Origin of the sequence: Hamadaea flava, assembly GCF_024172085.1 — a bacterium.
Classification (GTDB): Bacteria; Actinomycetota; Actinomycetes; order Mycobacteriales; family Micromonosporaceae; genus Hamadaea; species Hamadaea flava.
Genome location: NZ_JAMZDZ010000001.1, coordinates 2,327,487 through 2,352,832 on the forward strand (window position 1 = coordinate 2,327,487; position 25,346 = coordinate 2,352,832).

20 protein-coding genes are annotated in these 25,346 nt (G+C 70.8%); 10 read left to right on the forward strand and 10 right to left on the reverse strand.

What is annotated here, in order from left to right:
• Positions 1-5: 5 nt before the first annotated feature.
• The 5 genes from HDA40_RS10950 to eccD are packed head-to-tail and all read right to left on the reverse strand — an operon-like array spanning position 6 to position 5,123.
• Positions 6-365 carry a WXG100 family type VII secretion target gene (locus HDA40_RS10950; RefSeq protein WP_253754619.1) on the reverse strand — a complete coding sequence of 120 codons (360 nt, stop codon included), beginning with the start codon at positions 363-365 and terminating at the stop codon, positions 6-8.
• Positions 366-414: 49 nt separating this feature from the next.
• Complete coding sequence (locus HDA40_RS10955) at positions 415-1,845, reverse strand: hypothetical protein (protein ID WP_253754621.1); 1,431 nt, start codon at positions 1,843-1,845, stop codon at positions 415-417.
• Positions 1,842-2,267 carry a hypothetical protein gene (locus HDA40_RS10960; protein WP_253754623.1) on the reverse strand — a complete coding sequence of 142 codons (426 nt, stop codon included), beginning with the start codon at positions 2,265-2,267 and terminating at the stop codon, positions 1,842-1,844. Before HDA40_RS10960 ends, HDA40_RS10955 begins: the two co-directional genes overlap by 4 nt.
• Positions 2,268-2,324: 57 nt before the next feature.
• Positions 2,325-3,686: a type VII secretion protein EccB gene (eccB, locus tag HDA40_RS10965; RefSeq protein WP_253754625.1), complete on the reverse strand. Its 1,362-nt coding sequence runs from the start codon at positions 3,684-3,686 to the stop codon at positions 2,325-2,327.
• Between the two features lie 48 nt (positions 3,687-3,734).
• A complete protein-coding gene (eccD, locus tag HDA40_RS10970) occupies positions 3,735-5,123 on the reverse strand; it encodes a type VII secretion integral membrane protein EccD (RefSeq protein WP_253754627.1) in 1,389 nt (462 codons plus the stop codon).
• Positions 5,124-5,164: 41 nt separating this feature from the next.
• Between eccD and eccCa the strand changes: the two genes are divergently transcribed.
• The 8 genes from eccCa (at position 5,165) to HDA40_RS11010 (ending at position 15,834) form a co-directional block, all read left to right on the forward strand.
• Positions 5,165-9,133, forward strand: a complete 3,969-nt coding sequence (eccCa, locus tag HDA40_RS10975; RefSeq protein WP_253754630.1) for a type VII secretion protein EccCa — start codon at positions 5,165-5,167, stop codon at positions 9,131-9,133.
• 55 nt (positions 9,134-9,188) lie between these two features.
• Entirely contained in the window at positions 9,189-11,207 is a 2,019-nt protein-coding gene (locus HDA40_RS10980) for a hypothetical protein (RefSeq protein ID WP_253754632.1), read from the forward strand.
• A gap of 57 nt (positions 11,208-11,264) precedes the next feature.
• A complete protein-coding gene (locus HDA40_RS10985) occupies positions 11,265-12,653 on the forward strand; it encodes a hypothetical protein (RefSeq protein ID WP_253754634.1) in 1,389 nt (462 codons plus the stop codon).
• Between the two features lie 142 nt (positions 12,654-12,795).
• Positions 12,796-13,677: an ABC transporter ATP-binding protein gene (locus HDA40_RS10990; RefSeq protein WP_253763603.1), complete on the forward strand. Its 882-nt coding sequence runs from the start codon at positions 12,796-12,798 to the stop codon at positions 13,675-13,677.
• A complete protein-coding gene (locus HDA40_RS10995) occupies positions 13,674-14,528 on the forward strand; it encodes an ABC transporter permease (RefSeq protein ID WP_253754636.1) in 855 nt (284 codons plus the stop codon). Before HDA40_RS10990 ends, HDA40_RS10995 begins: the two co-directional genes overlap by 4 nt.
• A 4-nt stretch (positions 14,529-14,532) precedes the next feature.
• Positions 14,533-14,781: a helix-turn-helix transcriptional regulator gene (locus tag HDA40_RS11000; protein ID WP_253754638.1), complete on the forward strand. Its 249-nt coding sequence runs from the start codon at positions 14,533-14,535 to the stop codon at positions 14,779-14,781.
• Positions 14,782-14,811: 30 nt separating this feature from the next.
• Positions 14,812-15,447 (forward strand): class I SAM-dependent methyltransferase, encoded by a 636-nt coding sequence (locus HDA40_RS11005; protein ID WP_253754640.1) that lies wholly within the window; start codon positions 14,812-14,814, stop codon positions 15,445-15,447.
• Positions 15,448-15,627: 180 nt separating this feature from the next.
• A complete protein-coding gene (locus HDA40_RS11010) occupies positions 15,628-15,834 on the forward strand; it encodes an FmdB family zinc ribbon protein (protein WP_253754642.1) in 207 nt (68 codons plus the stop codon).
• Here HDA40_RS11010 and HDA40_RS11015 read toward each other — a convergent pair.
• From HDA40_RS11015 to HDA40_RS11030, 4 genes are all read right to left on the reverse strand, one after another.
• Positions 15,831-16,592, reverse strand: a complete 762-nt coding sequence (locus tag HDA40_RS11015) for a GNAT family N-acetyltransferase (RefSeq protein ID WP_253754644.1) — start codon at positions 16,590-16,592, stop codon at positions 15,831-15,833. The genes HDA40_RS11010 and HDA40_RS11015 overlap by 4 nt on opposite strands.
• A gap of 2 nt (positions 16,593-16,594) precedes the next feature.
• Complete coding sequence (locus HDA40_RS11020) at positions 16,595-17,620, reverse strand: aspartate-semialdehyde dehydrogenase (RefSeq protein ID WP_253754646.1); 1,026 nt, start codon at positions 17,618-17,620, stop codon at positions 16,595-16,597.
• Positions 17,621-17,711: 91 nt separating this feature from the next.
• On the reverse strand, positions 17,712-18,287 hold the full coding sequence (locus tag HDA40_RS11025) for a DUF305 domain-containing protein (RefSeq protein WP_253754648.1): 576 nt from the start codon (positions 18,285-18,287) through the stop codon (positions 17,712-17,714).
• The gene (locus HDA40_RS11030) at positions 18,287-19,051 is read right to left on the reverse strand and encodes a lytic polysaccharide monooxygenase (RefSeq protein ID WP_253754651.1); all 765 of its coding nucleotides are present in this window, start codon (positions 19,049-19,051) and stop codon (positions 18,287-18,289) included. Before HDA40_RS11030 ends, HDA40_RS11025 begins: the two co-directional genes overlap by 1 nt.
• 145 nt (positions 19,052-19,196) lie before the next feature.
• On the opposite strand from HDA40_RS11030, the gene HDA40_RS11035 reads away from it, so the two are divergent.
• Positions 19,197-20,204, forward strand: a complete 1,008-nt coding sequence (locus HDA40_RS11035; protein WP_253754653.1) for a hypothetical protein — start codon at positions 19,197-19,199, stop codon at positions 20,202-20,204.
• 64 nt (positions 20,205-20,268) lie between these two features.
• Here the strand turns inward: HDA40_RS11035 and HDA40_RS11040 are convergent, their stop codons facing one another.
• Positions 20,269-20,730: a winged helix-turn-helix domain-containing protein gene (locus HDA40_RS11040; protein ID WP_372502854.1), complete on the reverse strand. Its 462-nt coding sequence runs from the start codon at positions 20,728-20,730 to the stop codon at positions 20,269-20,271.
• Between the two features lie 239 nt (positions 20,731-20,969).
• On the opposite strand from HDA40_RS11040, the gene HDA40_RS11045 reads away from it, so the two are divergent.
• A complete protein-coding gene (locus HDA40_RS11045; RefSeq protein WP_253754657.1) occupies positions 20,970-25,301 on the forward strand; it encodes a S8 family serine peptidase in 4,332 nt (1,443 codons plus the stop codon).
• Positions 25,302-25,346 lie beyond the last annotated feature (45 nt).

Here is a 25,346-nt window from a genome sequence, read left to right on the forward strand (position 1 = left end):
TCTCCTTACTGGTTGGTGAGGCCGGCGCTGACGTAGCTGAACGACGAGCCGGCCATGCCCGACGGCACGGAGGCGACGCCGTCGAGGACGCCGACGGTGCTGCCGTCGGTGCCCTTGAGGTCGCTGGAGATCTGGTTGTTGATCAGATCGGCCAGGCCGCCGAGCGCGGCGTCGATGTGGTGCATCGCGTTGATGAACTTGGTGCGCTCGTTGGCGAAGGTGTCGCCGGACAGGCCCTGCCAGTCGATGGTCAGCCGCTTGAGGATCTGCGCTGCCAGGTCGTCGAGTTCCTGCTTGGTCTTGGCCGCGAACTGGGCGGCGTCCTGCATGTCGTTGAAATGAACTTTGACGATGTCACCAGACATCTGCCGCTGCCTTTCTCTTGGGTGGCTTGCTTACCTTGCGGGTGCCGCCTCAGCCGGCGGCGAGTCGTTGGGCCAGGGTCGGCGGTGTCGGGCCGCGTTCCGGTTCGGTTTCCGGGGTGGCGGCCAGTGCCGTCGATCGGGGCGACGCGGGCTCGGCTCGGGGTACGCCAACGACCCGTCGCCGTGCGCCGAGCGGGATCGGTCCGGCCCGGGCCGCCGCGGCGACCACGGGCGCTGACGCCGGCACGCCCCGGCCGGTCAGCGTCTGCTGGGCACTCATGGCTGCCTGCGGGGTCATCGCCGGGGCCGGGGTGGACACCGCCGCCGCTGGTCCGGCGGTGAGCACCTGTTCCAGGCCGCCCCGGGCCGACAGGGCCGCGACGTCCACCGTCGCCGGTGGCGTCAACGCAGCCGGGGCGAACCGTCCTTCCAGCACGGCCAGCTTGCGTTCCAGGGCCTCCGTGGCGGCCCGCCGCGCGATCACCGGGCGGGCGAGCTGCGGCGGCGTCCGCCGGCTGCTGAGCGCGGGCACCTGCGGTGGGGCGGCCAGGATCGGCCCGGCCGGAAGCCGTCCCAGCAGCGTCTGCTGCGGACCGTACGCGGACGGCAGCCCCGTCAGCGTCGGCTGGTACGCGGTCGGCAGCAGGCTGGTCTGATCGGCCGGGGCCCAGCCCGTCGGCAGCCCGTTCAGCCCCCGGAAGTCGGCCGCGGACAACAGGTCGGGCGCCGGATCGAGGACCGGGCCTTGCGGCAGTTCGGCGAGCGGCTCGATCAGCCCTGGGGGTTGGGAGTCGGTCGGCGATCGGCTGCCGAGCTGCTCCGGCGAGTACGCCCGCCACGGCTTGGCCGCGTCCGCGCCCCGATAGCGGGGCGGCACCGTGCCGGGGTCGCCCAGCCATCGGGATCCGCTGATCAGATCGGCCGACAGTTTCTTGCCGACCGGCCGGATCTTCTTGGCGTACTTCTTGTTGAGCCGGGCGTAGATCTCGGCGGCCTGCTGCTCGTATTCCGCCTTGGTGTCGGCCTTGATCTTCTGGAGCGCTTCCTTCAGCTCCTTGCGGAACGCGGCGAGCAGTTCCTCTGCCCGGTCCCGTGCCTCCTGGACGTCGTCGGCCAGCTTCTCCAGGACCTCGATCCGCATCTGCAGCCCGTCGATCCAGGTGTCGAGGGCGAACGAGTGCGCCCCGGCGAACCAGAAGTAGCGCTCCTGGGCCAGGCCGGAGTTCCAGGCCACGCGGACGTATCGAGCCCGGCCGTCGACGATCTCCACGTGCCGCGAGAACTGGCTCAGCACCCGCCCGTACGCGTCGGCCAGTCGCCGGGGGCCGTTCGGGTCTTCGCTGAGGATCATGTCGACCATGACCTCGAAGCTTTCGATGCCGTCCCAGTCCGTCGTCTGCTGGTCCGGCACTTCGAGCTGCTGCGCAGCGGCCGTCTCGTCGAACCCGAAGTAGTCCCGCCCCCCATTGGGCTGGCTCACGGAAAGAGCCCGTCCCGGGCCGTGGTCGTCAGGGACGTCTCGACGCCGTCCATGGTGTGGTCGGCGCCCCGGTCCGCCTCGTCGTAGGTATCGGCCGACACGCCGACCGAGTTCCCGAGCGCGTACACGCCGTGCAGGACGTCGTCGGCCAGCGCGGACAGTGCCGCGGTCTGCGTCTTGGCGGACTGGCCGAAGAACAGGCTCTCCAGGATCTTCGGATTCCCGGCCGGCACGTTCGCCGAGGCGTCGGCCACCGCGCCGTTCACGGCGTCGGACTCGAAGACGGCGAACTCGCCGCCCATCCCGCCGTATGCTCCCGGCTCGCCGACCAGGGTCTGGGCAGCGTCAGTCATCACCTCTTTCGAGGTGGCGATGGTCGTCTCCGCGATCTGTGCCGCAGACGCGTTCTCGTGAGGGATCATGACGATCCTCCATTGTGGCCAGCTCCGCCGGGAACCAGTTGGGCCCGATCATAGCCGTCACGGAGCGGCGATCGCCAGTTCCATCCTGGACAACACCGGCCCCTGCGGCAGCCGGTCGACCAGCGTGCTCGGCCGCCGCACCACTCCGGCGCCGGCGTACCCGAGCAGGGTCAGCGCGTCGGCCGAGTCCACCGCGTAGCGGCGGCCCGTCTCGGTGACCAGGTAGACCGGCCCGGCGGTCGCCTGCGGGCTGGCCAATGCCATCACCAGCACGCCTCGGCCAGGTTCCATCGCGACCTCGTCGGCGAGCAACGTCCCCGAGACTGCCACGCCGTCGCCCACCGTGGCCACCCCCGAGTCCGGCACCTCGGCGCCCACCACGATCGCCCGCGCGTCGGTGGCGTCGGCGACGATCTGGCAGACCACGCCGCCGGACCGGGCTGCCGGGATCATCGGCGGCACCGAACCGTCCCCGAGATTCGGCAGGTCCATCGCCGCCACCTTCGGCACGCCCGCCAGCTGCACCTGATCGATCGGGCGCGACGGCGTGGTGTCCCCGGCAGTGGCCCGGATCAGCGTCTCCTGCACCGCGCTGATCGGCTGCAACCCGCCGCGCCGAGCCACGAAGCGCTGCGACGCCGTGCCGTCGGTCGCGACGAACAGCTGCCCGACCTTCACGCCGGCCAGGCTCGCGACCGCTCCGCCCCGCCCATCGATCACGATCTTCGTCAGCGCCGGCCCCGCCGGCAGCGTCGCCAGCCAGGCCGCGTCTACCCGCACCACATCCGTGGCGTCGACCGCCAGCGCGCTGCGGACCACGTCGGGGTCACGCAACTCGTGCCGCTGCCCGCCGAAGATCAAGTGGTACGCCGTGCCGTCGGTCACCACCACCGCGCTGTCGCCGAGATCGTCCCCGGCGACCGCCGTCCCCGGCAGCAGAACCGATCTCGTCGCGGCCCCGTCGGCGGCGGCGCAGAACGACCAGGCCCCGCCGAGCAGGTCGGCCGCGGCGGGCAGGGTCGGCGGGGCGTCGATGATTCCGACCGCTGCCCCACGTGGCCAGGTCAGCGAGGCGCGGGCGACCCGGACCGGGTCCTGCACACCGCGCAGCAGAGCCGCGGAGGTGAAGTTGGCCGTGGGATAGAGCTTCACCCCGTCACACACGTACGCCGCCCCGGTCTCCTTCTCGACGATGATCCGGTCGCAACTCGTCCAGCTCTTCGCCCCGAGCGGGTTGAGCAGTCCGAAGACGCCGACGGCCGCGACGCAGATGACCAGGATCATGACCGCCGCCAAGGTCACCCCGGGCAGCCGTGTCCCCGACCACTCCAGCGGATCCGGCTTCTGCGCGGTCAGCGCGGTGTGCAGGCGCTTGCGCAGGAACTGCCGGGCGTGGATCTGATCGCGGCGGGTCAGCATGCCGGCCCCCGCTCAGCCTGGACGTTCACCGGACGGTCCGGGGTGCGGTCAGCCACCGATGCCTCGCGCGAATCCGAAGACCCCGGCCACCGCGGCGGCGAGCACCGCACCGGCGATGATCAGCACGGTCTCGGCGATGTCGCCCAGCCGGCTCACCCCCGGCGGGGCGGGTTTCCGGGCGACCGTCCGGGCGAGCCCGACCGCCCCGGCCGCCCCCAGCAGCATCCCGATCAACACCGGCGCCACGATGCGCGTACGCGTCTCGGCGAGCACGCCGTGCCACAGCAGCCAGGCCAGGACGGCCGTCCCCGTCGCCGCGCCCAGCAGCAGAGGCAGCCGATGGCGTACGGCGGCGAACGCCCGCGCCCGCAGCGCGATCACCACGACGGCCGCCCCGGCGAGCAGCCGCGCCGACAGGTCGTCCCGAGTCGCCAGGATCGCCGCGCCGCCGATCACCGCCGCCGCGAACCCCCACAGCAGCCCGGTCAGCAGCCGGTCGCTGCGCCGGACCAGCCGGGCGATCTCGGCCGGGTTCGGCAGCGGCTCGTCGACCGGCGTCTCTGTGGACGGCCGGGGCACCATCGGGCCGGGCAGACCCGCCTGCCCGGCCGCGAGCCGGGGCAGCCACGGCGACACGAGCAACCCGACCGCGGTCACGACGGCCGCACCCGTCGCGGGGGTGCTCGCCATCGCGAGCAGGGCTCCGGCCGCTCCGGCGAGCCCGGCGGTCAGCAGCGCCACGTGCACCGTCTGCAGGTTCCGCAGCAGGAGCAGGCCCAGGACGGCCGTCAGCGCCACCGTCGACGACGCGACGAGCAACTGCGCTCGCCCGGGGGTCGTCGAGTCGGTCACCAGCACCGTCGAGCCGCTCACGGCGTACACATAGGCGGACAGCACGAGCACCATGGACGGTGAGCGGCCGGCGGAGACCCGGTTCGCGAGGATCGCGCCGCCGAGCAGCAGGACCGCGGACCCGAGCAGGCACGCGCCGGGCGTGGGCCAAGGCGGGCCGGACCGCAGCACGCCGATCAGCGCCAGTCCGATCAGCAGGCCCATCGCGGCCGTGCCGGTGGCCGTCGTATGCCGGGCCGACCAGCTCGCGCCGAGCGACCGCGCCTCGTGCGCCGCGGCGTCGGCGAGGTCGTCGAACTCCGGCTCCGGCCACTGCTGATCCTGCGGCGAAAGCAGCAGCGTGTCACCATCCACAATGCTCTGCGCGGCCAGCGACTTGGCCGGGTCGAGCAAAGTTCCGTCCATTTTGCGCAACACCCAGCCGTGATGCGCGATACCCTCGTCGGCCAGGTCGAGGCCGCCGTGTCGCAGCAACGTGGCCTGCAAACCGACCAGGGGAAGGTAATCCGGGATCGCGAGATCTACCCGGCGCTGCGGGCTCAGAAGTACGATCCGCGTCAGCCCGAGACTCGCCGCCTGCACCATGGCGAATCATCGTAGGGCAAGCTTCGCCACGGGGAGGTCCTATGACGACGGTTGTACGACGGCGCCCGGCGCGTCGGCCCGCGCCGGCGTATCCGAGCGGGGAGATCGTGCTGGAGGAGGTGCCGGCGGTTCCGGCGCCGACCGGCGGCGGCTGGACGCGCGCGCTGATGGTGCTGCCGATGCTCGCCGGGTCGGCGGCGGTCGCGCTGATCTTCGCCGGTCAGAGCAACCGCCCGCTGGCCTACCTGACCGGCGGATTGTTCGGCGTCTCGGCGCTCGGCATGGTGCTGATGCAGGTGTCGCTGTACGGCAGCGGGCAGACCAAGCAACAGATGCACGCCGCCCGGCGCGAGTATCTGTGGAATCTGGACGCCTGCCGCCGCTCGGTGCGGGTCACCGCGCGCAGACAGCGATCGGCCGAGTACTACCGGCATCCGGCACCCGGTGGACTGTGGACGCTCGCGGACTCCGCCCGGCTCTGGGAACGCCGCCGGGTCGACCTGGACTACTGCCTGGTCCGCATCGGACTCGGGCCGCGCGAGCTGGCGACCAAGCTGATCCCCAGCCCGGAGACGCCGCCGGAGAAGGCCGAGCCGGTGGCCGCCGCCGCGCTGCGCCGCTTCCTGCGCACCTACACCGAGCTGCCCGATCTGCCGGTCGTGCTGGCGCTGAACGGGTTCGGCCGGGTCTACGTGCGCGGCGACGCCGCCCGGGGCCGGGCGATGGTAAGGGCGATGCTGGCCCAGGCGGTCACCTTCCACTCCCCCGACGACCTGCTCGTAAGCGTGTGCGTCGGCGGCTCGGCGCGGCCGCAGTGGGAGTGGGCGAAGTGGCTGCCGCACGCCCAGCATCCGACCTCCGTGGACGCGCTGGGTTCGCTCCGTCTCATGGCGCCCAGCATCGTCGCGCTGGAGGCGATGCTGGAGGAGCACCTGACCGGTCGCCCGCGCTTCGACCCCAACGCCGGTGACTCGCAGCACGACGGCCCGCACCTGCTCTTCGTGGTGGACGGCGGCGACACGGCCGGGTCGGACCACCTGACCGCCGAGGCCGGCGTCGAGGGCGTCACGGTGCTCGACCTGTCCACCGAGCCGCCGCGCAACCTCGACCGCGCCACCCTGGTCGTCCAGATCGACGAGGACGGCGCGCTGTCCGCGCGCACCTTCGACGGCGAGCGCCCGCTCGGCCAGGTCGACGAGCTGGGCCTGATGGCGGCTGAGGCGCTGGCCCAGCAGCTGTCGGCGATGCGCCCGGCGACCTCGGCGGCGTCGGATCGGGCCATGAACGCCGAGCACGGCCTGGCCGACCTGCTCGGGATCGGCGACCCGGCGGCGTTCGATCCGCAGGTCACCTGGGCGCCCCGGCCCACCCGGGAGCGGCTGCGGGTGCCGATCGGCATCGGCCCGGACGGCGAACGGCTGGAGCTGGACCTCAAGGAGTCGGCGCAGGACGGCATGGGACCGCACGGGCTGCTCATCGGCGCGACCGGTTCCGGCAAGTCCGAGCTGCTGCGTACGCTGGTCCTCGCGCTCGCCGTCATGCACCCGCCGGAGATCCTGAACTTCGTCCTGGTGGACTACAAGGGCGGCGCGACCTTCACCAAGCTCGATCTCCTGCCGCACACCAGCGCCGTGATCACGAACCTGGCCGACGAGCTTCCGCTGGTCGACCGGATGACCGACGCGATCAACGGTGAACTCGTACGCCGCCAGGAGCTGCTGCGGGCCGCCGGGAACTACGTCTCCCAGCGCGACTACGAACGCGCCCGGCTCGCGGGCGCGCCGCTCGATCCCCTGCCGAGCCTGTTCGTCGTCTGCGACGAGTTCTCCGAGCTGCTGTCGGCCAAGCCCGACTTCATCGACATGTTCGTCCAGATCGGACGCGTCGGCCGGTCGCTCGGCATCCACCTGCTGCTGGCCAGCCAACGGCTCGAAGAAGGCCGGCTGCGTGGCCTCGACACGCATCTGTCCTACCGGGTCGGGCTGCGGACCTTCTCCCCGGCCGAAAGCCGGGCGGTCCTCGGCGTCACCGACGCTTACGAGCTGCCCCGGGCGCCCGGGCACGGCTATCTCAAGTACGGCACCGATCCGCTGAGCCGCTTCCGCGCGGCGTACGTGTCCGGGCAGTATCGCTCGGCCGACCAGCTCACCGCGGTCGAAGGCGACGCCCGGGTGCACGTGTTCAGCTCGATGTACGTGGCTCCGGCCGACGCCGCCGACGACACGGAGACCAGGCCGGAAGCCTCACCGGCCGACGAGTTCGACGCCGCGCCCACCGGCCCGACCCTGCTCGACGTGCTCACCCAACGCCTGCACGGCCGGGGCTCGCCCGCCCATCAGGTGTGGCTGCCGCCGCTGGACGAGTCACCGTCGCTGGATCAGCTGCTCGGCGATCTGCGTACGGATCCCGAACGGGGGCTCACGGTCGCCGATCCCGGGCTGCACGGCAACCTCGTGATTCCACTGTCGCTCGTGGACAAACCGTTCGAGCAGCGCCGGGATCTGCTGCAGCTGGACCTGTCCGGCGGCTACGGCCACGTGATCGTCATCGGCGGTCCCCAGTCGGGCAAGAGCACCCTGCTGCGTACGCTGATCGCCGCGATCGCGCTCACCCACACGCCCCGCGAGGCGCAGCTCTACTGCCTCGACTTCGGCGGCGGCACACTCGCCGCGATCCGACGACTGCCGCACGTGGGCGGGGTCGCCCCGCGCCAGGACGTCAACCAGGTACGCCGGACGGTCGCCGAGGTGCTCGGCGTGCTCAACCAGCGGGAGAAGTACTTCCTGGAGCACGAGATCGACTCGATGGCGACCTTCCGCCGCCGCCGTGCCGCCGGGGACTTCGCCGACCAGGAGCACGGCGACGTCTTCCTCGTCGTCGACGGCTGGCTGACCCTGCGCAACGAGTTCGAGGACGTGGAGCAGCAGGTCGTCGACATCGCCAACCGCGGCCTGTCGTACGGCGTGCACGTCGTCGCGTCGGCGGCCCGCTGGTTCGACGTGCGCGGCGGCGTACGCGACAGCTTCGGGACCAAGCTCGAACTGCGGCTCGCCGATCCCGGCGACTCCGGGGTGAACCGGCGCTCGGCGGCCAACGTCCCCGAACGGTCACCGGGCCGGGGCATCACGCCGGACGCGTACCAGTGCCTGACGGCGTTGCCCCGCATCGACGGCCGGCCGACCGCCGACGACCTCGCCGACGGCACCCAGAACCTCGTCGACGCGGTACGCCAAGCCTGGACCGGCCCGGCCGCGCCCCCGGTACGCCTGCTGCCCGACCGGTTCCCCGCGACCGACCTCGCCCAGGGCCCCGAACTGCCAGGCATCGCGCTCGGCGTGGCCGAACGGGACCTGCTCCCCGCGTACGTGGACCTCACCGGCGGCGACTCGCACATGCTGATCTTCGGCGACACCGAGTCCGGCAAGTCCAACCTGCTGGTGACCATCGCACACGCCATCGCCCGACGGCACCGGCCCGACGAGGCGAAGATCATCGCCGTCGACTACCGGCGTTCGCTGCTCGGCCGGCTGCCCGAGAGCCACCTTCTCGCGTACGGGACCTCGGCGGACCTCACCCGCGGCATCCTGGCCGACGCCGCCGGGGTGATGAAGGAGCGGCTGCCCGGTCCCGATGTCACCCCGGAGCAGCTACGCGCCCGCGACTGGTGGCGCGGCAGCGACCTCTACCTGCTGATCGACGACTACGACCTGGTCGCCACCGACCGCAACCCGGTCCATGTCCTGCACGAGTACCTCAGCCAGGCGCGCGAGGTCGGCCTGCACGTCATCGTCGCCCGGCGCAGCGGCGGCGCCCAGCGCGCGTTCTACGATCCGGTGCTCAGCCGGATACGCGACCTGGCCTCGCCCGGCGTGGTGCTGTCGGGCAACCGGGACGACGGCCCGCTGCTGGGCAACGTCAAACTCGGCCCGCTGCCGCCCGGCCGAGGCTGGCTGGTCACGCGGCGCGAAGGCGCCCGGTTGATCCAATGTGCTCTGTCGGAGGTGGAGTGACGCTCGACCGTCCATTCGCTACTCTGGGTGTCGTCCGCAGCGGGGAGGAGCGGTCATGACCGATCATTGGGGTCTCACCCACAAAGACATCCGGGTCGAGAACATGGCCGGCTTCGGCGAGTTCCAGAAGAAGCTGACGTCGAGCCGGGCCACGACGATGCTGCCGGCCAGCGCCAACGAACTGGCCAAGGCCGTCGCCGCGTTCGCGAGCGCCAAGGCGGCCCCGGCCAAGGACGGAGTGGCCTTCAGCGAGCTGGAGTTCTTCCGGAGTCGCGTTCGCATCCAAAGCGGCGACCTCGGAAAGTTCGCTGGTGAGGCCGCGAGCGGACTGACCGGATTCGGCGAGACCGCCATCAAGGTGTACGCCGAGTACCGGACAGCGGACGCCACCTCGTCGAAGATCCTCCAAGCACCCAAGGATGTCCGGGCGGCCGACCACGACGCCGCCAAGGCGATGGCCACCACCGCCTCCGGCCTGCCGTACGACACCCGGGGCTGGGATTTGAAGCGCAGCGGCACCGACGACACCGACTACTACAGCATCCCGCCGACCGACGGCGTCACGCCGACTCAGTGGACCCACGACGGCGACGAGCCCGGCGATGTATTCCAGCGCGTTTACACCATCCTGAACGCCGAGAGCCCGGACTATCTTCACCAGGTCGCTCGGCTCTGGCACCACATCCGGGACCTGCTCATCACCGCCAGCCACGATCTGCGCAACGGCACGGAGAAGAACCTCGGCGGCTGGACCGGACCGGCCAGCAAAGGCTTCCACACCCGGGTGCTGGAGTCGATGCGATCGATCAATACCTGGCACATCTCCGCGCTGCATCGGGCCGAACAGATCGCGCAGAAGGCCGACCAGCTGGAGACAGCTCAAGGAGCCATCCGGCTGTCGTACCCGGACTACCTCAAGGCCAAGGCACTGCCGGAGACCGTCGATCTGGAAGCCGACAGCGAGAACGGGCACATGGTGGTCCCCTGGATCCAGGTCGACAATCTCCAGCGAGCAGCACTCCTCCTGGAGTTCGACACTCGCGCGCTCAACGTGGTCCTGCCGCTGGCGGTCAGCCTCGTCCAGGCCGCCAACTGGCAGGCCCCGACGATGTACCCGGGTATCCCCGCGACTGGAGCGAAAGTCGAGACGCCGTTCGTCGAGACCAAGACCGACGTACCCGTACGGCGCACCGGCGGCGGCGTACCGACCAGCACCGGGGTGAAGACCGGCGGCGGGGACCCACGCAAGCAGTACGAGGCGGCCATCAAGCAGCTTCAGCAGCAGAACCAGGATCTGCGGGATGCGTACGACAAGCAGATCAAGAAGCTGCAGGAGCAGGCGCAACGCCAGATCGACACATTGCAGAAACAGATGCAGGATCAGCAGAAGCAGGCCCAGGACGCCCTGCAGCAGACCCAGCAGCAGGCTCAGGATCAGCTCGACAAGGCTCAGGAGTCGATCAGCCAGAGCCAACAGGATGCCCAGCAGCAGATCGAGGCGATGCAGAAACAACTCCAGGACGCTGCCGCAGCTGGGTCGGCCGCAGTCGCAGGGCTGGGGTCCATTCCGTCCGTGATCGGTTCGCTGGGCAACGTCGGCTCGCTGGGCAGCCTCGGCGGCGGAAGCGGTGGCGGCTCCGGCGCGTTCGGCAGCAGCGGCACAGGATCCGCACTGTCCACTGGGGGTTCCGTCGACATGCTCGGCCGCAGCGGCGTGAGCGGGACGGCCACCACAGGACTCGGCACCTCCGCCCTGTCCGGCCGGTCGGCGGCTGCCGCGAACCCCGGCGGGACCCCGATCATGCCGCCCATGGGCGGTGGAGCACCGGCGACCGGCGGCGGTGGCGGAGCGCTCGCCGGCCGCAAGGGACGCCCGGTGCTGCCCGAGGAGAAGAAGAAGCCACAAGCCAAGCCGCGCATCGTCGACCCCGACGGCGACGGCACCACCGAGGTGCGCCCGTCCGGCGGCGCGCGCGCCCACTCCCGCAGCACCGACGACCGGGCCGCGACCGTCGCGCGTACGCGCAAGGCGCCGGAGACCGAGTCGGGGCAGGCGCTTGGGCGGACCGCCTGACGTCGCGGAGTCACGCGTACTGAGAGGGTGCACATGATCGTCTGTGAAGCCTGCGGGATGCCGGACCCGACAGGCGGCTCCTACTGCGTCAACCCGTCCTGCGGAGCCCTACTGCCCCAACCCGCCCGGCCCGCGCCGCCGGTGGCCCCCGAGCCGCCGCCCGCACCGGCCGCGCCCCGGCTCACGCCGATGGAGACCTTCGGCCGGTGGATGGCCGGGCTCTTCACCGGAGCAGGCCGCAAGATCGCCGCTGCTCGCCGCAACCGCGCCACGGCCGACGCCGCAGCAGTCAACCCGGCGGCCGCCGAACCCGCCGCAGCCGATTCTGCACCGGACGACGCGGCGCCCGTGAAGGCCGCGGCGCCGTCCGCCGAGCCGCCGCCCAGCGCGCCATCGGAGCCCAGCGCCAAGCCGGCGGAGACTGCCGCGCCCCAAGCGCCCGCCGTAGCCGCCGGGCCCATCGTCGGGCGGCAGCCCGCTGCGTCGGCCGACCCTACGGCCAAGCCGCGCCAGAAGCCGACGTCGCCTGCCAAGCCACCAGGCGCAGCCGATACCGGACGGCACGCCGCAGCCGAGCCCAGCGCAAAGCCGACGGAGACTGCCGCCGAGACGCCGGTCGCCGCCGAGGATGCGGCTTCCGACGGGAAACCCCGTCGGGCCGTGGCAGCGACCGCCGCCCTCGCCACTGCCGCCGGCCAGCGCCTGAGCGCCGTGCCGCAAAAGCTCAGTGCGGTCCCGCGAAAGATCGGCGCCGTCCCGCAGAAGCTCACTGGCGTCCCGCGAAAAATCGGTGCCGTTCCGCGGCGGATCGCCGGCTCGTGGTCGCCGCCGGAGCGCCGCCGCTGGATGCCGGCCGTCGGGATCGCCCTCCTGGCGACCGCGGTCGCCGCCGGGGTCCTGGCCGCGTCGCAGGACAAGACCACGCGCAACACGGAGCCGCCGATCGAGCCGGTGCCGGTCGCGAGCCCGTCGACGACGCCCAGCCAAGCGTCGCCGTCGCCGACGGCCGTGGCGACGTCCGCGAGCCCCATTCCGTCGCCCACGGTCCGACCTTCCTCGACCCGCAAGCCGACGCCGCCGACCAGCCCTCGGCCCACGAAAGCCAGCACGAAGCCCACGACCACGACGCCCAAGCCGAGCATCAGCGTGTATGCCCGGGGCAAGTGCGTCTGGCAGGAGGGACATGGCTGGACGATCGCCGTCTCCGTGACCGTGGCCAACGGCAGCGGCACCTCCGCCACCGGCACGCACGGCTACGACTCCCACGTCGGCGGTAGCGGCAGCTATTCGCTGTCGGGCAGCGGCACGTCCTTCTCCGGCGAGTTGCCGCCCAACCTCGGTGACAATCCTGAGCTGACCGATTCGGTCGTGTCCTGGTCCGTGACCGTACGCCTCAGCGGCGGCGGAACGCTGACCAAGTCGGGCTCCGTCAGCAACCCCTGCTGAGCACGGAGCACACGCGACTGTCGGGCTCATAACAGTCTTGCCGCCAGATGTAGCATAAGTGCTATCTTCGGTCGCAGACATCAGATGGGGAGGCGGAACTGTGACCGATTCGCAGTACGCCCTGGAGGTCACCGACCTCCGGATGCGTTACGGGACGACCGACGTCCTGCGGGGGGTGACCTTCACCGCCCAGCCCGGCGAGGTCATCGCCCTGCTCGGGCCGAACGGCGCGGGCAAGACCACCACGATCGAGATCCTCGAAGGCTTCCGGATGCGGTCCGCCGGCGACGTCAGCATCCTCGGCGTCGACCCGGCCCGGGGCGACGAGGACTGGCGCGCCCGGCTCGGCATCGTGCTGCAAAGCTGGCGCGATCACGGCAAGTGGAAGGTGCGAGAACTCCTTGCGCACCTGCGGATGTACTACACCGCGTACGCGACGGCGAATCGCCGGGCCTGGGACACCGACGAGCTGATCGCGACCGTCGGCCTGACCGAGCACGCGCACAAGAAGGTCTCGCAGCTGTCCGGCGGGCAGCGCCGCCGCCTCGACGTGGCGATCGGCATCGTCGGCCGGCCCGAGTTGCTGTTCCTCGACGAGCCGACGGCCGGTTTCGACCCGCAGGCGCGCCGCGAGTTCCACGAGCTGGTGCACCGGCTGGCCGACATCGATCAGACCACGATCCTACTGACCACCCACGACCTGGACGAAGCCGAGAAGCTCGCCGACCGGATCCTGATCCTGGCGGGCGGCACGATCATCGCCGACGGATCGGCTGACGAGCTGGCCCGCCGCATCCCGAGCGCCGCCGAGATCCGCTGGAGCGTCGACGGCGAGCGGTTCGTCCACTCGGCCGAGGACGCGACCGCGTTCGTGCACAAGCTGCTGGACCAGCACGGCGCGGCCGTCACCCACCTCGAGGTACGCCGGGCCAGCCTGGAAGACACCTACATGGCACTGGTCCTGGCGCAAGAGTCGGGGCAGGCCGTCACCGTCCCCTCCGCCTTCGAGAAGGTCGCCGCATGAACACCACGTTGTTGAGCGCCGTGAAGGCCGGGGTGGCCCGCGGCCGGATCGAGCTGAAGCACACCTTCATGACTCCGCAGGATCTGTGGACCTACTTCTTCCCGGCGTTCGCGCTGCTCATCACGATGTTCTTCATGCGTGACGCGACCGTGCCCGGCACGAGTTTCTCGCTCGGCTCGCGTACGCTGCCCAGCGCGCTCGGCATGGGCATCGCGTTCGGCGGTCTGGTGACGATCGCCGCGGCGCTGACGATCGAACGTGAGGACGGCACGCTGCTGCGGGCGAAGGCGGTGCCGAACGGCATGTTCGGCTACCTGGTCGGCAAGATCGTCACGGTCACCGGCATCACCCTGCTGAGCCTGGCGATCCAGCTGATCCCGGCGGCGTTCCTGCTCGACGGGCTGTCCCTGTCGGGCTGGCACACCTGGTTCACCCTGCTCTGGGTGGTGCTCCTGGGCCTGGTGGCGACGATGCCCATCGGCGCGATCTTCGGCTCGATGTTGTCCAACCCGCAGAACATGGGACTGATCATGCTGCCGATCATGGGGCTGATCGCGACCTCCGGGATCTTCTACCCGATCACCAACTTCCCGACGTGGCTGCAGTGGATCGCGCAGGTCTTCCCGATCTATTGGCTGGGCCTGGGCATGCGCTCGGCACTGCTGCCCGACAGCATGGCGGCGGTGGAGTTCGGCGGTTCGTGGCGGCATCTGGAGACGGTCGGCGTACTCGGCGCCTGGGCGGCGTTCGGGCTGATCGTGGCCCCGATCGTGCTGCGCCGCATGGCCCGCCGCGAATCCGGCTCGGCCGTCGAGGCCCGCCGGACCCGGGCGATGCAGCGTACGCGGTGAGTTCATGACCAATGCAGACAAGCCGAGCGAGGTCGTCTACGACCGCATCGCGATGCTGCGCGCCGAGCGGGGCATCACGCGGCGGGAACTGGCCGACGCGCTCGGCATCCACTATCAGACGGTCGGCTACCTGGAACGCGGCGAGTTCCGGCCCAGCCTGCACCTGGCACTGCGGATCGCGCAGTACTTCGAGGTGCCGGTCGAGGTCGTGTTCTCCCTGGAGCCGTTCCCACGCCTCGGCAGCGCCGCATGACCCGGCACGCGCGTCTGGGAGCATGATCCGATGAACACCCGCCGCAGCTACGACATCGTCGCGGACCGGTACGCCGCCGAGATCGACGACGAGTTGCTGGCCAAGCCGTGGGATCGGGCGCTCCTGGGCGCGTTCGCCGAGCAGGCCGCCGGCGGGCCGGTGCTCGACGTCGGCTGCGGGCCGGGGCACGTGACGGCGTACTTGGCCGGGTGGGGGCTCGACGTCTTCGGGCTGGACCTGTCGACCGGCATGGGCGCGGTCGCTCGGCGGACCACGTCGCTCCCCTTCGCGACGGCCGACATGACGGCGCTGCCGATCCGCTCCGGCGCGATCGCCGGCGTCGTCTGCCTCTACGCCGTCATCCATCTCGACCCGGCGGCCCGCGCCGCGGCGTACGCCGAGTTCGCCCGGGTGCTGCAGCCCGGTGGGCTGGCGATGGTCGCCTTCCACGTCGAGGACGCGAGCACCCGGATGGGCGGCCGCAAGACCGTCACCGACTGGTGGGACCACGAGGTCGAGCTGACCTTCCACTATCTCGACCCGGCCGCGGAGACGGCCGCGCTGACGCAGGCCGGGTTCGAGCTGGTCGGCCGGTTCGACCGGGCCCCGCACCCGGGCACCGAGCACCAGAGCCACCGCTCCTGCCTCCTGGCCCGTCGCCCCTGATCACCGCGACGTGATCACGTGCCGCGTCCGGCTCGGCAAGGTGATCAGTCCCGGCGGGAAACGATCAGGGTGCCGTGGACACGACACGCCGGTCGATCACGACCACTAGTTCATGATCGCGCGGAAAGGGACGGGAAAGGGACGGGCAGGGTGGGGCGAAGGCGGCAGTAGACTGCCGGCATGCCCCGGTATGAATTCCGCTGCCGCGCCTGCGGCGACACGTTCGAGGTCGAGCGCCCGATGAGCGAGGCGTCGCAACCCGCCGCCTGCCCGGAGGGGCACGAGGACACGGTCAAGCTGCTCACCACCGCCAACGTGGTCAAGGTCGGCTCGCCCCAGCGGGCTGGCGGCGGCGGGGGTTGCTGTGGCGGAGGCTGCTGCGGCTAGTTCCGCGCGCAGCGGGCACCGATGACGCGTACGTCCTCGGTGAACCCCAGCCTGGTGTAGCAACGGATCGCCGGGGTGTTGTCGACGTCCACGGTCAGCCCGACGACGTCGACCGCCCCGCTGAGTCGCGCGCACAGGGCTGCGGTGACGGCGCCGGCCAGGCCCCGCCGCCGGTGCGCCGGGTGCGTGGCGATGTTGCCCAGCACCGCGACCTTCTCCGCGGCCGACCAGGTGTGCGTACCGGCCATCGCGACCAGCTCGCCGTCACGCCGGATCCCCAGGTAGGGTCCGGCGTGCAGCATCTGCGGCTCGAAGAACCCGCCGTCGGGGTTCGCGGCCTGCTGCAAGGCTTGGATCTCCGCCAGGTCCGCGGTCCCGATCGTCACGATCGGCTCTCGCGGTTCGGGCACCGTCGCCGGTTTCACCGACATGTACGCGAGGACGCCGTGCACGTCGAGAGTGAAGTGCGGACGCAGCGCCTCGGCGGCCTCCTCGGACAGATGGCCGTAGAACCGGTCGGGCAGTTCCCTCAGGAACGACGTGACGAGCGACCCCATCGATTCCGTCGGCGGATCGGCGACGGCGAGCACGACCGGGGTCTGCAATCCGCTGTAGAGCAACAGCGTCTGGCCCCACCCGTGGATGAACCGCGTGTGCGGCCAGAACGCGTCGTCGAGGTCACCGATCGCCAGCAGGTGCCGGCCCGGATGCCGGGTCAGCAGTTCGCGTACCTCGCCGCGGTCGATGACGACCCGCATCGTCAGCGGGACTCGGCCGCGACCAGCTCGGCGATCTGCACGGCGTTGAGCGCCGCGCCCTTGCGCAGGTTGTCGCTGGAGCAGAAGAGGGCCAGCCCGTGCGGGACGGTCTCGTCGGCGCGGATCCGGCCGACGAAGGTCGGGTCCTGGCCGGCGGCCTGCAACGGGGTCGGCACGTCGGTGAGCACCACGCCGGGGGCGTCGGCCAGCAGCTCCTGCGCCCGCTGGGGCGACAGCGGCCGGGCGAACCGGGCGTGCACCTGCAGCGAGTGCCCGGTGAACACCGGCACGCGTACGCAGGTGCCGGAGACCAACAGGTCCGGGATCTCCAGGATCTTGCGGCTCTCGTTGCGCAGCTTCTGTTCCTCGTCGGTCTCGTTCAGCCCGTCGTCGACGAGCGCGCCGGCGTAGGGCAGCACGTTGAAGGCGATCGGCCGCACATACTTCTGCGGCGCCGGGAACTGCACGGCCGCGCCGTCGTGGGCCAGTTCCGTCGCGCGTTCGGCCACTGCGCGTACCTGTTGGTCGAGCTCGGCGACCCCCTCCAAGCCGGAGCCGGACACGGCCTGGTAGGTCGCGGTGACCAGGCTGATCAGCCCGGCCTCGACGTGGAGCGGCTTGAGCACGGGCATGGCGGCCATGGTGGTGCAGTTGGGGTTGGCGATGATGCCCTTGGGCCGGTCGAGGGCCGCGTGCGGGTTGACCTCGGAGACGACCAGCGGGACCTGCGGGTCCATGCGCCAGCCGGACGAGTTGTCGATGACTACGGCGCCGACCTCGGCGACCTTGGGCGCCAGCGCGAGCGAGGTGGTCTTGCCGGCCGAGAACAGGACGATGTCCAGACCGGTGTAGTCGGCGGTCGCGGCGTCCTCGACGACGATCTCGCCGTCGGCCCAGGGCAGCTTCTTGCCGGCCGAGCGGGCGGAGGCGAAGAGCCGGAGCTGGTCGACGGGGAACTTGCGCTCCGCGAGGATGCGGCGCATGACGCCGCCCACCTGGCCGGTCGCGCCCACGATGCCGATCTTCATGGCAGACAGCCTACCGAGGTCGTCCCGAAGATCGGCAGTCGCTGTCTCACCAGTTGGATCAGCCCACCAGGTGGGCGTCGCCCGCGTCACGTCATTGCGCCAGCGTCAGCATGTACGCCACCTGCGCGCGCCGGGAGTCGGTGACCCTTTGGGCGAGTGCTTTCACCTCCGTGTTGACCCCGCCGGCGGTCTCCGCCCGCGCGGCTTCGACGACGCCGTGCTGCTGGCCGATCAGCATCGTGAGGAACTCCTTGTCGAACTTGTCGGCCGGCGCCTTCGTCAGCGTCGCCACCTCGGTCTTGCCGTCGCCGGGCAGCCCGCCGTGGTCGGCGTGCAGGACCTTGTCGGTGGCCGGTTCGGTGGGCTGGTTCCACTCCTGCAGCCAGGCCATGACCTTCTTCTGCTCATCCGCCTCGGTGACCGAGATCGCCGCGGCGAGCTGCTTGACCTCCGACCGGCTCGCCCGCTGGGCGGCCAGCGCGGTCAGCTTCTCGGCGGGCGTGTGGTAAGCGACCATCATCTGCAGGAACATCACGTCGGCGTCGTTGAACGAGGTGTTCGCGGCCGGGGCCGACGGGGCGCTGCCACAGCCGGACAGCGCCAGGACGAGGGCGGTCGCAGCCCCGGCAAGCATGCCGAGACTGCGACCGAGGGTGCGTGCGTTCACTACACCTTGCTCCAGAGGGCGGGGGTGCTCGGGGGTTCCCAGCCGACGAGGGCGGTGTGGGCCTGGATGCAGCGGTAGCTGACGCCGTTGTAGGTCACGACGTCACCGATCTTGTACGCCTTCCCGGCCGCCCACGTGGTGCTGCCCGACGTGGCGGTCGGGCTCGGCGAGGCGGTGGTGGGCGACGGCGACGGCGACGACGTGCGCGTCACGCTCGGCGACGGGGACGGGCTGGACGTGCCGCCACCGCCGACCTGAAGGTCCACACAGGAGTAGAACGCGTTGATCGTGTCGGCGATGTTCCACCGGGCGAGCACGGTGACCCGTCCGGTACGCCCACCGAGGCTGAACGAGTGGGTCAGCCCCTGCGGAGGTGCGGAGTTGTTGCCGCTGAACACCGCGATCCGGGTGTTGCCCACGAAGTACTCGAAGTCGGTGGTGCGGTGGAACGCGGTGAACGTCCAGGTGAACGTCACCGTGCCGCCGACCGACGTGGTGGGCCAGTTGACGCTGTTGTCGTTCAGGACGGCGAACCGGGTGCCGCCGCCGTTGCACTGGAGCGAGCCCTTGGGAGCCTCGACGCTCTGCGGCTCGTAGATGATGTCGCCACAGGTGGACGCCGAAACCCGGCCCTGCGCGCACATCGCCTGGCGGCTCAGCGGCGACGAGACGTAACCGTGGGCGTTGGCCGGGCTCACCGCCACGACCAGGGAGCCGATGAGAGCCCCCACCGCCAGGAGCGGGAGGACGATGAGTCTTCGCACGTTGCTCTCCTCGCTGTCCAGGAGGCCCGCCGGGCCTCCGCTTGCGTGGCACTTTAAAGTATGTTGACAGATTGGTAAATAGAGTTAATCAAATCTGGCACGCCTCGATGGATCGACGCCGTCTGCGCTGGGTAAGGTCGGTCGGGTGATCAACGCAGTGGCTGTCGCGACCGTCCCGACCCCGCTCGGCGACGCGCCCTTTGTGCGGGATCGGTGGCTGGTCGAGCGCGGGGACACCGAGGTCGGCGTACGCGATCTCCGGTCCGGCCTGGAGACCCGGTTCCCCGCGCCGTGGCCCCGGGACTTCGGCACTCTGACCCTGTCCCCCGACGGCGACGTCGTGGTCTTCTCGGGCGTGCACGCGCTGCGGGCGGTGGACGCGACCGGCGCGGTGCGCTGGGAACTGCGGCACGGGTGCTGGTCGGCCGCCGAGTGCGCGCAGAACCACACCTCATATTCCGAGTACGCCGACGACCACGATCACCGCCATGCCGACAAAGGCTCCGCCGCGTACGCCGCCGACGGGTCGACGCTGTGGGCGCACATCCGCAACCATCCCGGCGACGAGGCGCAGGAGGAGTGGCTCGTCCTCGACCCCGCCGACGGCGCCGTCCTCGCCCGATACGCCACCGACACCGTCGGCTCCTCGTTCCACACTCCTCCGCCGGACCCGGCGTACATGGGCTTGACCGTCGGCGAGGGCGACGAGGAATCGCCCGCGTTCTGGGGCCACTGGGACGGCCGCCACCTCACCGTCGTCCGGCTCGACGAGGAAGTCCTGCTCTCGGCCAGCCCGGCCGGCGACCGGCTGCTCGCCACCGATCCCGGGCAGTGGTCGCTCTACCTTCGCCGCACCGCCGACACGGCCGAACTCGGCCGGCTGGCCGCCGACGACGCCGTACGCAGCGTCGACGGCGACCGCGTCCGCTGGGACTACGACGGCGCATTCCCCTTCGACGACACCGCGATCGTCGGCACCGAGGCGGAATCGCCCGAGCCCCGGCACTGGCTCATCGACCCCGCCACGATGTCCGTACGCGATCAGGTCGCGTACCCGGTCCCGATCGCCGGCCCGCCCCGCCCGGCGGGGGCAGGCCAATGGCTCACCTCGACCCCCGACGGCACCGAGATCCAGCTCTGGACCCTGACATGATCGCGCCGGCCATGCTGCCTCCCGCTGCGAATTGTCCGTCGAAACAGCATCGCCGGCGCGATGATCACGCGCGCACTGCGAGGCGGTAGCCGATTCCGCGCACCGTCTCGACCTCCAGACCGTCCGCCGTCGCGCGAAGCTTGCCCCGCAGCCGTTTCATCGCCGAGTGCAGAATGGCGCTGTCTCCTAAATAGACGCTGTCCCACACCGCGGTGAACAGCGCCTGATAGGTCCACACCTCCTGCGAGCGCTCCGCGAGGCAGCCCAGCATCCGCAGTTCGAGCCGCGTCAGCGGCAGCGTCCGGCCGCGCCATGTCGCTTTGAAGCCGACCTGGTCGACCAGGAGCCCGTCCGGCGGCCCGCCGGACAGCATCAGGTCGTTCACCGGGAACAGGATCTCCCGCAACTCGTCCAAGTCCGCGCACAGCAGCACGACGCCGCCCGGATCGAGCTGCCTCATCAGGCGCTCCCGGACCGCGACGTCCGCGGAAACGCAGACGATCAATGCCCTATCCCCGACGACCATGTGATTCCTCCCCAGGCGGCAGTCGAGAAGCTTTCAGGCAAGTCCAATGTGGCGATGATGTCAACCCCAACCCGACGGTAAGTCCGCCTTTCGCCGGAAAGCCGCCAGAGAGTTGACCGACAGAAGGCATTGATGGCCGCCATCGTCCACAAAGATCATTAGACCCATGCGCGCGCCCGCCGGGCTCGAGCCCGACCGGCGGCCGGAGAACCCGGCCTGCGCTTGATCGGGGAGGATTCATGTCATCACCCAGAAGGTTCCGGCCTAAGGCGCTGCTCGCGGCGCTGGCTGGAACCCTTTTAACGGTCGGGCTGATACCGGTCCTGGCCACTCCCGCGGCCGCCGCACCCAGTGCGTCGATCAGCGGCGAGATCACCTCGGAGTCCACCGACTTCCTCGTCTACCTGCGTGACAAGGCCGACCTGAGCCCGGCCAAGTCGCTGCCCCGCACCCAGCGGGCCGAGCAGGTCTACACCGAGTTGAAGGCGACCGCCGACGACTCGCAGAAGGACGTCCGGGCACTGCTCGACGAGCGGAAGATCGCCTACAAGCCGTACTGGATCGTCAACGCGATCTACGTCCACGGCGACAAGGCGCTCGCCGAGGAACTCGCGAAGGTCGACGGCGTCGCGTCGATCGAACCCAACCGCGCCCACACGCTGGAGAAGCCGACCGCCGGACAGGTCGAAGCCACCGTGGACGCCGTCGAATGGAACATCGCCAACATCCGGGCCAACGAGGTCTGGAGCGCGTACGCCGACCGCGGTGCGGGCATCGTCGTGGCCAACATCGACAGCGGCGTGCAGTACACCCACCCGGCGCTGGTCGACAAGTACCGCGGCAACCTGGGCGGCGGCACGTTCGACCACAACTACAACTGGTTCGACCCGGCGGGCATCTGCTCCACCCCGGCCCCCTGCGACAACAACAACCACGGCACGCACACCATGGGCACCATGGTGGGCGGCGAGGGCGCCAACATCATCGGCGTCGCCCCCGACGCCAAGTGGATCGCCGCCAAGGGCTGCGAGGTCAACACCTGCTCCGACTCGTCGCTGCTGGCGGCCGGTCAGTGGGTGCTCGCCCCGACCGACCTCAACGGCGCCAACCCCCGGCCCGACCTCCACCCGGACGTCGTCAACAACTCGTGGGGCGGCGACCCGGGCGACCCGTGGTACGGGCCGACCGTCGACGCGTGGATCGCAGCCGGCATCTTCCCGGCGTTCTCCAACGGCAACGACGGCCCCTCCTGCGGCAGCGCCGGCTCCCCCGGCGACAACCCGCAGGTCTACTCGGCCGGCGCGTACGACAGCAGCGGCACCATCGCCTCGTTCTCCGGCCGCGGCGCGTCCGCGATCGACGGCGGGGTCAAGCCCAACATCGCCGCTCCCGGCGTGAACGTCCGCTCCTCGGTACCCGGCGGCTACGGCTCCGGCAGCGGCACGTCCATGGCCTCACCGCACGTCTCGGGCACGGTGGCCCTCATGTGGTCCGCCTCCCCCGCCCTACGCGGTGACGTCGCAGCCACCCGGACGCTGCTCGACCAGTCCGGCCGGGACGTCAACGACACCAGTTGCGGCGGCACCACCGCCGACAACAACGTCTACGGCGAAGGCCGGCTCGACGCGTACCAGGCGGTCACCCTGGCTCCGCGCGGACCGTCCGGCGTCGTGAAGGGCGTCGTCCGCGACGATTCTGGTACGCCCCTCGCAGCGGCCACGGTCTCGTCGGGCGGCCGGTCCGCCACCACGGTGGCCGACGGCTCCTACTCGCTGACCCTGGCGGCCGGCGACCAGTCGGTGACGGCCGCCAAGTACGGCTACCACGACAGCACGGTCACCGTGGCCGTGCCCGAGAACGGCACGGCGACGCAGGACTTCGCCCTCGTCTCCGCGCCGATGGTGACCGTCAGCGGCAAGGTGACCGACGGTTCGGGCCACGGCTGGCCGCTGTACGCCCGGATCGACATCCCCGGCCGCGACCCGGTCTTCACCAACCCGGCGACGGGCGCGTACTCGGTGACCCTGCCGGGCAACACCACCCACTCGCTGACCACCACGTCGAAGATCCCGGGCTACCAGGCGACCACCACCGCGGTGACGCTGGGAGCCGCCGGGAAGACCGTCAACCTCGCGCTGCCGGTCGCCCGCGACTGCACCGCACCCGGATACAAGGTCAACTTCAGCGACCCGATCCTGGGCGAGTCCTTCGACAACTTCACCACCCCGGACGGCTGGACCGTGGTGAACCACCAGGGCACCAACCCGGTCTGGGCGTTCGACGACCCGGGCAAGCGCGGCAACCTGACCGGTGGCACCGGCGGTTTCGCGATCATGGACAGCGACAAGGCGGGCTCGGGCAAGACCGAGGACACCTCGCTGGTGACCCCGCTGCTGGACCTGTCCGGCACCAACCTGCCCTACCTGCGGTTCAACAACGACTACCGGGCGTTCAGCAACTCGTTCGGCGACGTCGACATCAGCACCGACGGCGGGGCCACCTGGACCACCGTCCTGCACCAGTCCACCACCGCGGCCCGCGGACCGCGCGTGGAGCAGCTGGCCCTGGCCGGCCTGGCCGGATCGGCCACCGCGCAGATCCGGTTCCACTACAAGGGCACCTTCGCCTGGTGGTGGGCGGTCGACAACGTGCAGCTGGTCGACCGTGGCTGCGCCGCGGCCGACGGTGGCCTGATCTCGGGCTTCGTCAGCGACGCCAACACCACGGCCGGACTGGTCGGGGCGAAGGTCGTCTCCGACGACGTTCCCGGTGAGACCGCGACCTCGGTGGCCACGGCGGACGACCCGGCCGTCGGCGACGGCTACTACTGGCTGTTCTCCAGCGTCACCGGAGCGCACACGTTCACCGCCTCGAAGAGCCCGTACAACACGCTCAACAAGTCGGTGACCGTGGTGGCCAACGCCAACAAGAAGGCCGACTTCGCCCTGAAGTCGCCGAGGCTGGCCGTCACGCCGACCACGATCCAGGCGTTCCAGCCGTACGGCACGGTCCGCAAGACCAGCGTGACGGTGACCAACACCGGATCGGCGACGGCCACGGTCGACCTCGTCGAACGGTCGGGAACCTTCCAGATCCTCAGCAAGCAGGGTGCCGCCCTGCAGACGATCAAGCTGACCGAGAAGGCGAGCACCTCGCTCCGCGGCGTCAAGTCGACCGCCACCCCGGCCCGCGCGAGCGCGCCGAACGCGGCCTGGTCGACCATCGCCGACTACCCGGACGAGGTCTTCGACAACTCGGCGGCCACGCTGAACGGCAAGGTCTACTCGATCGGCGGCGGCGTCGACTCGGGCCTGGAGAACAAGGCCTTCGTCTACGACCCGGACGCCAACGCGTGGACGGCACTGCCGAACATGCCGACCGGCCGGACCAAGCCGCAGGTCGCCGCGACCGGCGGGAAGATCTACGTCCTCGGCGGCTGGACGGCTGACGGCGACCCGGTGAGCACCGTGGACGTCTTCGACCCGGCGACGGGGGCCTGGTCCACCGTCTCTGGCGCCGTCAACCCGGCGGCGCGGGCCACGGCCGGCGTCGGCGTCGCCAACGGCAAGATCTACGTCGTCGGCGGCTGCGGCGACAGCTCCTGCACCGCGACCGACAACGTGGTGGTCTTCGACCCCGCGGCGGGCACCTTCAGCGCCGGTCCGGCGTACCCGCAGGACGCCTCGTGGCTCTCCTGCGGCGGCATCAGCGGGAAGATCTACTGCGCCGGTGGTTCCGGTGACTCGGACTGGTCCAACGGCTTCGCCCTCGACCCGGCTACCGGATGGTCGCCGATCGCGGACGCTCCGCTGGACCTGTGGGGCTCGGCCGGGTCCGCCGCTGGCGGCCTGTTCGTGCTCGCCGGTGGTGTGACGGCCGGTTCGACCGCCATCACCAACCGGACGGTCACCTACGACCCGGCCACCAACACCTGGTCGGACGGCCCGAACACCCAGTTCACCGTCTACCGTGGCGCCGGCGCCTGCGGCTTCTACAAGATCGGCGGCTCGCCGTCGTCCTTCGTGGGCTCCAAGACCTCGGAGACCCTGCCGGGTCTCGGCGACTGTGACGAGGCCTCGGACGTTCCGTGGCTGAGCGAGACGCCGAGCACCTTCACGCTGGCCGCGGGTAAGTCCCGCGTCATCACCGTCACCCTGACGGCGACCGCTGCGGCGGGCGTGGACCAGCCGGGCAAGTACACCGCGCAGTTCGGGCTGCGGGCGGAGACGCCCTACCCGATCTCGCCGGTGGACGTCGAGATGAACGTCTCGCCGTTGGCGTCCTGGGGCAAGGTCACGGGCACCGTCGCCGGCCTGTCGTGCTCCGGCGCGCACGTCGGCGTGAAGGCGGTCATCCGGCTCAACCTCAACAGCGACCCGACCGTCGGCTACACGTTGCACGCCGACGCCTCGGGCGCATACGCGTGGTGGCTGCCGAAGGGCACCTACCAGGTGATCGTCGCCAAGGACGGCTGGATCCCGCAGGCGATCACGGTGAAGGTCGAGGCCGGCATCGTGCGTACGCAGGACTTCCTGCTGCAGTCCGACCCGCCGTGCCCCAGCGGCGTCTGACCCCGTCCGAGCTCTACCCAACTGAATAAGTGCGGTGCCCGCGGC

Bases quoted from the DNA above. Each gene is read 5' to 3' on its own strand.
- HDA40_RS10960 (WP_253754623.1), bottom strand. From the start codon at position 2,267: ATGATCCCTCACGAGAACGCGTCTGCGGCACAGATCGCGGAGACGACC.
- HDA40_RS11040 (WP_372502854.1), bottom strand. From the start codon at position 20,730: ATGGTCGTCGGGGATAGGGCATTGATCGTCTGCGTTTCCGCGGACGTC.
- eccCa (WP_253754630.1), top strand. From the start codon at position 5,165: ATGACGACGGTTGTACGACGGCGCCCGGCGCGTCGGCCCGCGCCGGCG.
- HDA40_RS11000 (WP_253754638.1), top strand. From the start codon at position 14,533: ATGACCAATGCAGACAAGCCGAGCGAGGTCGTCTACGACCGCATCGCG.
- HDA40_RS11015 (WP_253754644.1), bottom strand. From the start codon at position 16,592: ATGCGGGTCGTCATCGACCGCGGCGAGGTACGCGAACTGCTGACCCGG.
- HDA40_RS10950 (WP_253754619.1), bottom strand. From the start codon at position 365: ATGTCTGGTGACATCGTCAAAGTTCATTTCAACGACATGCAGGACGCC.
- HDA40_RS11005 (WP_253754640.1), top strand. From the start codon at position 14,812: ATGAACACCCGCCGCAGCTACGACATCGTCGCGGACCGGTACGCCGCC.
- HDA40_RS10980 (WP_253754632.1), top strand. From the start codon at position 9,189: ATGACCGATCATTGGGGTCTCACCCACAAAGACATCCGGGTCGAGAAC.
- HDA40_RS10990 (WP_253763603.1), top strand. From the start codon at position 12,796: ATGCGTTACGGGACGACCGACGTCCTGCGGGGGGTGACCTTCACCGCC.
- HDA40_RS11045 (WP_253754657.1), top strand. From the start codon at position 20,970: ATGTCATCACCCAGAAGGTTCCGGCCTAAGGCGCTGCTCGCGGCGCTG.
- HDA40_RS10995 (WP_253754636.1), top strand. From the start codon at position 13,674: ATGAACACCACGTTGTTGAGCGCCGTGAAGGCCGGGGTGGCCCGCGGC.
- HDA40_RS10985 (WP_253754634.1), top strand. From the start codon at position 11,265: ATGCCGGACCCGACAGGCGGCTCCTACTGCGTCAACCCGTCCTGCGGA.
- eccB (WP_253754625.1), bottom strand. From the start codon at position 3,686: ATGCTGACCCGCCGCGATCAGATCCACGCCCGGCAGTTCCTGCGCAAG.
- eccD (WP_253754627.1), bottom strand. From the start codon at position 5,123: ATGGTGCAGGCGGCGAGTCTCGGGCTGACGCGGATCGTACTTCTGAGC.
- HDA40_RS11020 (WP_253754646.1), bottom strand. From the start codon at position 17,620: ATGAAGATCGGCATCGTGGGCGCGACCGGCCAGGTGGGCGGCGTCATG.
- HDA40_RS11010 (WP_253754642.1), top strand. From the start codon at position 15,628: ATGCCCCGGTATGAATTCCGCTGCCGCGCCTGCGGCGACACGTTCGAG.